This window comes from Halobacillus sp. BBL2006, from assembly GCF_000786645.1.
Lineage (GTDB): Bacteria > Bacillota > Bacilli > Bacillales > Halobacillaceae > Halobacillus.
Genome location: NZ_JRNX01000027.1, coordinates 1 through 9,596, shown reverse-complemented (window position 1 = coordinate 9,596; position 9,596 = coordinate 1). Strand labels below are relative to the sequence as shown.

Annotated in this window: 10 protein-coding genes; 8 read left to right on the top strand and 2 right to left on the bottom strand. The window is 40.2% G+C overall.

Annotated features, from left to right (window positions below):
- The coding region (locus LD39_RS01305) for a rhomboid family intramembrane serine protease (protein ID WP_035542007.1) at positions 1 to 1,080 on the top strand (1,080 nt) is incomplete at its 5' end.
- Here the strand turns inward: LD39_RS01305 and LD39_RS01300 are convergent.
- Positions 1,074 to 1,934 carry a hypothetical protein gene (locus tag LD39_RS01300; protein ID WP_035542006.1) on the bottom strand — a complete coding sequence of 287 codons (861 nt, stop codon included), beginning with the start codon at positions 1,932 to 1,934 and terminating at the stop codon, positions 1,074 to 1,076. The genes LD39_RS01305 and LD39_RS01300 overlap by 7 nt on opposite strands.
- 159 nt (positions 1,935 to 2,093) lie before the next feature.
- Between LD39_RS01300 and LD39_RS01295 the strand changes: the two genes are divergently transcribed.
- The 6 genes from LD39_RS01295 (at position 2,094) to fetB (ending at position 8,585) form a co-directional block, all read left to right on the top strand.
- Complete coding sequence (locus LD39_RS01295; protein WP_081988206.1) at positions 2,094 to 3,548, top strand: spore germination protein; 1,455 nt, start codon at positions 2,094 to 2,096, stop codon at positions 3,546 to 3,548.
- Positions 3,549 to 3,612: 64 nt separating this feature from the next.
- Complete coding sequence (locus tag LD39_RS01290; RefSeq protein WP_035542005.1) at positions 3,613 to 3,828, top strand: YqgQ family protein; 216 nt, start codon at positions 3,613 to 3,615, stop codon at positions 3,826 to 3,828.
- Positions 3,829 to 4,791 (top strand): ROK family glucokinase, encoded by a 963-nt coding sequence (locus LD39_RS01285; protein ID WP_035542004.1) that lies wholly within the window; start codon positions 3,829 to 3,831, stop codon positions 4,789 to 4,791. It abuts the gene before it with no gap.
- A gap of 307 nt (positions 4,792 to 5,098) precedes the next feature.
- Positions 5,099 to 6,970, top strand: a complete 1,872-nt coding sequence (locus tag LD39_RS01280) for an LTA synthase family protein (protein ID WP_035542002.1) — start codon at positions 5,099 to 5,101, stop codon at positions 6,968 to 6,970.
- Between the two features lie 130 nt (positions 6,971 to 7,100).
- On the top strand, positions 7,101 to 7,787 hold the full coding sequence (locus LD39_RS01275) for an ATP-binding cassette domain-containing protein (RefSeq protein WP_035542001.1): 687 nt from the start codon (positions 7,101 to 7,103) through the stop codon (positions 7,785 to 7,787).
- Positions 7,788 to 7,802: 15 nt separating this feature from the next.
- Positions 7,803 to 8,585, top strand: coding sequence for an iron export ABC transporter permease subunit FetB (fetB, locus tag LD39_RS01270; RefSeq protein WP_052158675.1), 783 nt, complete (start codon positions 7,803 to 7,805; stop codon positions 8,583 to 8,585).
- Between the two features lie 42 nt (positions 8,586 to 8,627).
- On the opposite strand, the gene LD39_RS21895 is transcribed toward fetB, so the two are convergent.
- On the bottom strand, positions 8,628 to 8,801 hold the full coding sequence (locus tag LD39_RS21895) for a DUF2759 domain-containing protein (RefSeq protein ID WP_369793208.1): 174 nt from the start codon (positions 8,799 to 8,801) through the stop codon (positions 8,628 to 8,630).
- A 153-nt stretch (positions 8,802 to 8,954) separates the two neighbouring features.
- Here LD39_RS21895 and LD39_RS01265 point away from each other — a divergent pair, with 153 nt between their 5' ends.
- Entirely contained in the window at positions 8,955 to 9,578 is a 624-nt protein-coding gene (locus tag LD39_RS01265; RefSeq protein WP_081988203.1) for an MBL fold metallo-hydrolase, read from the top strand.
- Positions 9,579 to 9,596 lie beyond the last annotated feature (18 nt).

The window sequence follows — 9,596 nt, the reverse complement described above, 5'->3', positions numbered from 1 at the left end:
TCCATTCTCCCTTATCTGAAGCAGCAAATTGTTGCTAAGCATAAAGAAAGAAAACTAGAAGCTCAAAATGCATTCAATTTCGGAAAGCCCCTTATGACTTATATATTATTGGCCTTGAATTTACTCATTTTCTCGTATATTGAGTGGCAAGGGAATAGCACTTCGGTTTTAACTCTCATTGAATTCGGCGCTAAATACAATCCAGGGATTATGGAGGGGGAATGGTGGAGAATTGTGACGTCCATGTTCCTTCATATTGGATTGTTACACTTATTCATGAATATGCTTGCTTTGTTCTATTTAGGTACGGCTGTTGAACGGATCTACGGTACGATACGATTTACAGGAATATATTTTTTAGCGGGTATTTTTGGAGGAATGGCGAGCTTCATGTTAAACCCTCATGTAGCTGCAGGTGCCTCAGGTGCTATATTCGGTCTGTTTGGCGCTCTTTTGTATTTCGGGGTTAGAAATCGAAAGCTATTCTTCCGAACGATGGGATGGAACTTGTTATTTGTTATCGGTTTAAATATTGCTTTTGGAGTGATGGTCCCTCAGGTTGACAACGGCGCACATATGGGCGGCTTAGTTGGTGGTTTTATTGCCTCCATCATATTCAGTCTTCCTAAAAAGAAAAGTTTGATGGCTCAATCATTCGCAGTTGTGGCTTATGTAGTGATTTTAGCAATTATGATCAATTTAGGGCTGCAAAGTGTATTCAATGACCAACAGACTCTTAGCCAAGTACAGGAAACGCAGGAGCTTAATAAAAATGGAGAGTATGATGAAGTCATCTCCATAACAACTCAAGCGCTGAATAAGCCTGGGACTTATGAGGCGGCCTTAAGGTTTAATCGTTCTTATGCTTATATTCAAGTAGGGGAGAAAGAAAAAGCGAAAAAGGATCTAGAGACTGTTGTTGAAAATGAGCCTGAGATGGCGGAGGCCTATTACAATCTGGCCATTTTGTATCAGCAAAATGGTAAAAAGGAAAAAGCAGCTGAGTTCGCAAAAACAGCTGCTGAGTTAAAGCCTGATAATGACGATTTCCAAGAGCTCTCTAATGAACTTAATCAGTAGTATTGAAGGAGTTGGTGTTTGTTGCCAGTATCATCTTCAAAAAGAACCATGAGATGTTTGCCGTTTTTATCAAATAAGATTAATGGGATATAGCTTTGGATCGGGTGGGTGGTTTCAGTATCGGTGATACCTAAAATATAGTTTTTATAAAGCCCTTCCCAAAGCTGTCCTTTGATCCTTTGGTAATTTTCTTCGGTTGTTCCAGGGAACGGTTTTTCCTCATAGTCAGCTAATTCTGTCAGGGGGACGAGTGTGTATTGGTCTTTTGGAACTTGATAGTAGTCCAATAACTCATCCCACTGGGCCTCGATTTGCTGCTGTATACTATGGTCAAGTCTTTGCTTCCATTCTTTTTCTTCTGGAGAAGAAGGTTTATGGAAGGCTGTTCGAGTCGTATGAGGAGAGTCGATCACGTATAATGTATCTTCTGAGGTTGCCTGGACACTTTTTATAGGTTCTTCTCCTCGATGTATTTCGCCGTGGTGAAAAGTAATCGCCTGGTATTTTTGACTATCTTCCCCATGTAAAGAAGTTTGTTTGGCGATTTCATCGACATTTTCTTCCCATTTGCTCATGATTCCTTTTAAGCGACCGTTTACATAAAGAAGGGACACATCCTGGCGTAGATACATCTTTTCTTCTGTCTTTGAAGACATATCCCAGTGAACTTCATATTCATCTTCGTCTTCTTGAGAGGCAAATTCCAAATTTGTCTGGTAAGAAGTAAATTGGCTTTCTTGATCAAGCGGAAAGTACTTGATGACAGCTTCCTCCCTGAAATAATCGCTTAAAAAGGCAATAAATAAGGCCAGAACAAGAGGGCCTAACACCCAGTACAACCAAACCTTTTTCATATGAACATCCCCTTAAAATCTTCCTCTAAGTGGTTATGTATATGGTTATAGATATGTGGTTGAGAGAGAGGACATGCCTAAAATGGGTAGATCTCTTCATGCATGTTTTCTTGCATTTGGCAAAAACTAATCCTCATAGAGAAAAGAGGAGGGATTCAAATGGAAGATAAGCAGCCTCTCTTTCAAAGTTACGATAAAAATACAGCTTATTTACGTGAACGTCTAGGCGTTGATGAAAGCTTTGACATGATCCACCTTGACCTGGTCTATGCAGGTAGAGGAATGTCTCTATTCATGGTAGACGGATTCGTAAAAGATGACATTCTTCACTATTTGATGAAACTGTTATCTAAGTTAGACCCAGAGCAATTGGATCCTGATCCACTGAAACAGTTGTTAAAAACTCATTTGCCGTATGTCGAGCTTGATCAAGAGAAAGACTTAAATAAAGCTGCTGACACTGTCCTTGCAGGTCCAACGGCGCTGGTCGTTGAAGGTATAGATGAAGTCATTCTCATTGATGCGAGAACCTACCCTGTTCGTGGGCCACAAGAGCCGGATTTGGAAAGAGTTGTCAGAGGATCGCGGGATGGTTTTGTAGAAACGATCGTGTTTAATACCGCTTTGACAAGAAGGCGAATTAGAGATCGTTCATTAAGGATGGAATATATTCAAATCGGCCGCCGTTCCCAAACGGATGTCTGTTTATGTTATCTAAAAGATATCGCTGATACTGATCGTGTGGAACACTTACAAAGGGTGCTGAAAGAAATCGACACAGATGCTTTACCAATGGCTGAAAAGACTGTGGAAGAATTCATAAGCGGCCGCCATTGGAACCCGTATCCGGTGATCCGGTACACAGAAAGACCTGATACAGCAGCAGCCCATTTATATGAAGGTCATATTTTAATCATTATAGACGGATCTCCGAGTGTTATGATCACGCCTGCTACCTTGTGGCATCATTTGCAGCACGCAGAAGAATATAGGCAAAAGCCTCTCGTCGGTGCTTACCTTAGGGGAGTACGATTTTTCGCTTTCTTTGCTTCCATATTCATATTGCCGCTCTATTTTTTACTATCGATGCAACCTGGTTTATTGCCAGAGCAGATTTCCTTCATCGGGCCATCAGAGGCCGGTGTCATTCCTTTGATTCTTCAGTTTCTAATCGCAGAAATCGGAATAGATATGCTTCGAATGGCTGCCATTCATACACCTTCTTCTTTAGCCACCGCGCTAGGTCTCGTAGCAGCAATTTTGATTGGTCAGGTTGCCGTGGAAGTAGGACTGTTCTCCAGTGAAGTCGTTTTATATCTAGCCCTTGCTGCAATTGGAACCTTCGCCACACCTAGTTATGAGTTGGGATTAGCCGATCGGATCACCAGGATGGCGCTACTTATAGTTACAGGGATCTTTGGTTTGAAGGGCTATGTTGTAGGAATAACATTTTGGCTGATTTACCTTACTAGCATGCAGACTTTTAAAACCCCGTATCTATGGCCATTTATGCCTTTCTCATGGAAGCCATTCCGTGATGTCCTAGTACGGTCACCTATCCCGCTTAAAAATAGAAGACCAGCTTTCTTACATCCTAAAGACCCTGACCGATAAAGTGTCAGGGTTTTGCCATTTTCAATCGGTTCTGCTATTGATATAATAATGATGGTGATGCGAAATGAAAACGATTTACGATATTCAACAACTATTAAAGAAATTTGGAACCTTCATTTATGTCGGTCATCGGCTTGCAGATTTGGAACTGATGGAAGATGAGGTTCGGGAGTTATATAAGTCCCAGTGCATGAGTAGTGAGGACTTTCAGATGGCTATGCTTTTGTTGCGGGGAGAAATCGCGCGGATGAAAGATAAAGAGGAAGGGGAGAGGTTATAAATGAGCGAAACTTACTACATTGGTGCGGATATCGGAGGTACGACTGTGAAGTTAGCGATCATTAGGGAAAACGGTGAGATCGCTTCCAAATGGGAAATACCGACAAATACTCAAGGTAAGGGAAAGTCAATTCCTGAGGATATACATAAAGCTCTAGAAGAAAAGATAGTAGAGCAGGGAATAGAGAAAGATAATATCGCAGGAATTGGTGCAGGTGCACCGGGCTTTGTAGATACAAGTAATGGGTTCATCTATGAAGCAGTTAATATAGGATGGAAGGATTTCAATTTTGGAGATCAGCTGCATCAATTATCAGGGTTACCTGTTTGGGTAGATAATGATGCAAACTTAGCAGCACTTGGCGAGAACTGGCTGGGTGCGGGTCAAGGTTCAAAAGAACTGATTGCGATCACACTGGGAACTGGTGTTGGAGGAGGCATCATTACGAATGGTAAAATTCTAAATGGTGCGAACGGGACAGCTGCAGAAATTGGTCATGTCACTGTAAAACGTGAGGGAGGAGCTCCTTGTAATTGCGGAAAAACAGGCTGCCTAGAAACGGAAGCTTCTGCGACAGGAATCGTAAGAAAAGCTAAAGTCATGGCAGAAGATTATCCGGATTCACTGATGAATTCCCTCATTACAGCGGATACACTGACCGCAAAAGAAGTGTTCGAGTTCGCTTCCAAAGGTGATCAAGCTGCGAAGGAAGTATTACACGATGTCTTGGAAACTCTTGGATTGGCTATTGCCAATCTGGCCATCGCCATTAACCCGGAAAAAATTGTTATCGGCGGTGGTGTTTCCCAAGCTGGAAACCAATTGTTGGTTCCTTTGGAAGAAGCATTTAAAAAATATGCTTTAAAACGAACCGCTTTAGCCTCCAGTTTCCAAATCGCAGAACTAGGAAATGATGCAGGTGTTATTGGCGGGGCATACCTTGTTAAACAGAATCTAAGATAAAAAAAGTTGGGGCTTTAATAGCTCCAACTTTTTTAACGGTTGAAAATAGTTTACAGTTTATTTTCTAAGTATTTTCTTATATGATAGATGAAGTGCTTTGCGATTTAGAAATATATGTATGTCACATGTCACACCTATGTAATATGGATGTCATCTATTCTTGAAACTTTTGTGTTAGAATAATCGTCATAATAAAGCAAGCTGTTTAATAATTATCATAAGTGGAATTTGTAAATAGAGATATGGATTTTGGTAAAGGATCCGTAAAATAATCTTTCCACCAGTTAGATTCAGAGGAGGAACCACCATGCAATTGAGTAAAATTCGCATGCCTTTATTTATAATAGCCACAATTTTATTCGGAATTAAAACCTATGTGGTTTATAGGTTCATGTTTGATTTATCAATCGAAAATTCTATGCAAGAGTTCATCCTTTTTGTGAATCCGATTGCGAGTGCCTATTTGATTTTCGCCATAAGTGTATGGCTTAACCCAAAAAGACAGATGAAATACTTGCGTTGGACTTCATTGATTGGGTCATTGATATTATTTGTGAACTTGATTTTCTACCGTAATTTTACTGACTTCATTACCATTCCTGTGCTCTTTCAAGGAAACAACGCAGCAGATTTAACAGGAAGCTTCTTAACTCTGATACATTTTGAGGATGTTTTCATTTTCTTGGATGTCGCTGTTATTTGGTATCTAAGTAAGCAGCGGTTTGGGTTGTCGGTAAACCTGCCTGGCCAGGGAAAGATTGCAGCCACAGCGGTAACTTTCTTGTTATTGGCCGGAAATGTTGTATTAGCGGAAATTGAACGCCCGATGCTTTTTGTTCGAACCTTTGACCGGGAATACCTGGTTAAAAACATTGGTGTCTATAATTATCACTTATATGACGCTTCTATGCAGACGAAAACAAAAGCGCAGCGTGTTTTTGCTGATGGAAGTGAAATTAGTGAAATTGAGTCTTATTTGGACGAAAATTCTCCGGATGGGCAAGCCAAAGATGATGAGCTTTATGGCATTGCTAAAGACAAGAACGTTATTTTTGTTAGTGTGGAATCTTTCCAAAACTTCTTGCTGGATTCTGAAGTGAATGGGACGGAAACTACCCCATTCCTGAATGATTTAAAAGAAAGCAAGGATACGATTTGGTTTAAGAATTTCTACCATCAAACAGCACAAGGAAAGACTTCAGACTCAGAGTTTATTGTAGAAAATTCTCTGTATCCGTTAGGCAGAGGAGCTGTTTATTTCACAAATGCTCAAAATGAATATAACGCTTTACCAGAAATTCTAAATGAGCAGGGATATGAGACATCTGTTTTCCATGCGAACAATAAAAGTTTTTGGAATCGTGATGTTATGTACGACAATGTTGGTTATGACGAGTTTTATGGAGAGCAGTCTTTCCAAGTAACTCCCGATAATTCATTTGGCTGGGGTCTTGAAGATAAAGCTTTCTTTGAACAATCGATCAAATATTTGCAAGCTCAGGAACAACCATTTTACAGTAAATTCATTACTTTGACTCACCACTTCCCATTTGAATTGCCAGAGGAAAAAGCCAATATTGATCAATACGACTCAGGCTCCAAGACGCTGAATCATTATTTCCAAACGGCCCGTTATACGGATGAGTCACTCGAACAATTCTTCCAACAGTTGAAGGATGCTGGATTATATGAAGACTCGATCATTGTTCTAATGGGGGACCACTACGGAATTAGTGAGTATCACAATGAAGCCATGGGGCAGTTTTTAGGAAAAGAAATAAATGGGTATGAGCATATCCAGCTTCAACGTGTTCCATTTATGGTTCATATTCCTGGTTATGAAGAGGGTGGAGTGCGTGAAGAGGTCGTGGGGCAAATTGATGTGAAACCGACTCTGCTTCATTTATTAGGAATCGACAACAAAAATGATTTGACCTTCGGAGATAATATGTTTGCTAAGGATCGAAAAGATTTTATCGCTATGCGAGATGGAAGTTTTGTAAGTGAGCAGTATATCTTTACGGACGGTGTATGTTATGACCGCTCTTCAGGAGAAGAAATTCCTGAAGAAGAAGCAAAAGCATGCCAGCCGATTAAGAAAAAAGCTGACCAGGAGCTCCAATATTCAGACAACATTGTTTACGGAGATCTATTCCGCTTTTATGACTTTGACCAATAACAATAACAATCAAAAAATCACCATGGCACATTAGACCATGGTGATTTTTGCATTTTTTACATATATTTATACGCATCCGGGTAATGATAGTTACATACATACTTTGCACTTATGGAAAGCGAGGATCGTTATGTTTCGTTTTGAGAATGTTAGTCAAGAACCGCTGCACAATCTTAATTTTACAATTGAAAAGAATGAAAAAGTCATTTTATTTGGTCCATCAGGAGCAGGAAAAAGCACACTGCTCTTCTTGTTCAACCGTTTAAGCGATCCTGAGGAAGGTTCTATCTATTATAATGACAACCCAATACAGGAGTGTTCCATAACCGACTTAAGAAAGAATGTAGGGCTAGTCCTTCAATCGCCTAATCTGTTTCCTGGAACGGTATTGGATAATTTAAAGTACGGACCAGAGCTATTTGGTGAATGGGAGGACAATCAGGCTGAAACTTTACTGGATTATGTCCAGCTGCCTAAGTCTTTTTTGAACCGAGAAGTGGATCAACTTTCTGGAGGGGAACAACAAAGGGTGTCCCTTGCTAGAACACTGGCTAATTCCCCGGAAGTTCTCTTGCTGGATGAACCAACTAGCGCGCTTGACTACAGGACAGCTGATGAAATCGAGGACGTACTGGAAGAATTAATCCGAGTACACCAACTAACGATGGTAATGGTTACGCACAATCTCAATCAAGCACGACGGTTAGGAGATCGAGGATTATTCATCATGGATGGCCGTTTGCAGGAAGATGGCAAATTTCCGGATATGCTGGATCATCCAAAAACTAACAAGTTGTCAGAGTTTCTAGAAGAGTAGGGGATGTGATAGGCTATGGCACCTGAGGTTTCAAATCAATCGTTATTATTTCTGATTATCTTTGTTGTTGTACCGTTGGCGTTGTCCTATATTTACCAACTTGGATTAAACAAAAATATATTATGGTCAACCATTAGAGGTACGATACAATTATTTGCCATCGGATATTTACTTACTTATTTATTCGACTTGCCGGCTTTTATCGGCATTCCAATTACGGTCGGAGTAATGATCATCGTCGCGGCTTTCCACGCGAGACAAAAGGGAAAAGAACTTCCTAAGGTTCTTTTCGTCATACTAATTGGTCTTGTAGTTGTAGAGGCAAGCGTACTCACCCTGTGGCTTGTATTTGATATGGTTCAATTCCGTCCTTCAGAAGTCATTCCTATGAGTGGAATGGTTATAGGAAACAGTATGGTAGCGATGGGACTAGCACTTGAAAGAATGAAAAGTGAATTTAAAGAAAATAACGGAAGAATACTTGCAGCTTTATCTTTAGGAGCAGAACCAAAGCAGGCTTCACATTTAATCGTCAGGAAAACGCTGAATGCAGCCCTCATTCCGAACATCGATCGTTTAAAGACAATTGGACTTGTCCAATTACCAGGGATGATGACAGGTCTCATTTTAGGTGGTGTAGAACCTGTAATGGCGATTAAATATCAATTAGTTATTTCCCTTAGTATTTTTTCATCGGTATCTTTGAGTGCTATGTTTGTTACTTTAGCGATGTATAAACATTTCTTTAATAAGAGTAAACAGTTATTAGAGTCGGAAGAGGAAATCCGAAGCAACTAAAAAATCGAGCTGCTCTTAATAAGAGCGGCTCGATTTGTGTTTTTACCCGAATAAATTAGAGTAAATAGTCATAACAGAGAACCATCCGAACATTAATGCTGATACGGCTGCAAAAAGAACGGCAAAGAAATTTTTTGATTTGATTTCACGGAAAACGGCAAGTACACAAAGGATTGCAACGATTAAAAGAAGAATAGCTGTTATCAAGTTCAGCACCCCCTATATCCCTTTTCTTTATTATCATCCTGAAAGCATGGATGTTATACTATATGTAGCTCATTTCAGTCCATATTTATTTTATAGCATAAAAGGTAAAATGTCGAGTCATCAATGATGATTTTACAAAAATTATGAAGAGGTGTTCAGGCTTTGATTAAAATTTCCCGTTTACCACTTGGTCCCATGGCCACAAACTGTTATGTAGTATATGAAAATAAACAAGCACTAGTCATTGACCCTGGTGGGGATTTCAATAAATTAGAGAGTTATTTAGAGGATAGAGAGCTCGATGTTAAAGCAATCTTACTGACTCATGCGCACTTCGACCATATCGGTGCTGTTGACGAAGTGAGAGATGCATACAATGCTCCGTTGTATTTGCATGAAGCAGAGGCGGATTGGCTTACAGATCCCTCTAAGAATGGTTCAGGGCTTTTCCAATTGGGTGAAATTAAAGCACGTCCTGCTGACCATTTTTTGAAATTAGGGCAGACAGAGATTTGCGGTTTCAGTTTTGAAGTACGTCACACACCAGGGCATTCGCCGGGAAGTGTGTCCTTTGTATTTCGAAATCAAAGGTTTACTATTGCTGGAGATACCTTGTTTCAGCGAGGCATTGGCCGCACGGATTTACCTGGCGGAAGCCGTGAACAACTAGAAACCAGCATCCAGGACCAGTTATTCAGCTTACGCAACGATATGCGTATTTATCCTGGGCATGGAATGCCAACAACGATTGAAGAAGAAAAAAGAGAGAACCCTTTTTTCACGTAGAGGAAGAAAAATAAAAAA

What these genes read in the sequence shown, in the direction of transcription:
- fetB (WP_052158675.1), top strand. Translation starts at nt 7,803, where the DNA reads ATGGCACCTGAGGTTTCAAATCAATCGTTATTATTTCTGATTATCTTT.
- LD39_RS01275 (WP_035542001.1), top strand. Translation starts at nt 7,101, where the DNA reads ATGTTTCGTTTTGAGAATGTTAGTCAAGAACCGCTGCACAATCTTAAT.
- LD39_RS01300 (WP_035542006.1), bottom strand. Translation starts at nt 1,934, where the DNA reads ATGAAAAAGGTTTGGTTGTACTGGGTGTTAGGCCCTCTTGTTCTGGCC.
- LD39_RS01280 (WP_035542002.1), top strand. Translation starts at nt 5,099, where the DNA reads ATGCAATTGAGTAAAATTCGCATGCCTTTATTTATAATAGCCACAATT.
- LD39_RS01285 (WP_035542004.1), top strand. Translation starts at nt 3,829, where the DNA reads ATGAGCGAAACTTACTACATTGGTGCGGATATCGGAGGTACGACTGTG.
- LD39_RS01295 (WP_081988206.1), top strand. Translation starts at nt 2,094, where the DNA reads ATGGAAGATAAGCAGCCTCTCTTTCAAAGTTACGATAAAAATACAGCT.
- LD39_RS01290 (WP_035542005.1), top strand. Translation starts at nt 3,613, where the DNA reads ATGAAAACGATTTACGATATTCAACAACTATTAAAGAAATTTGGAACC.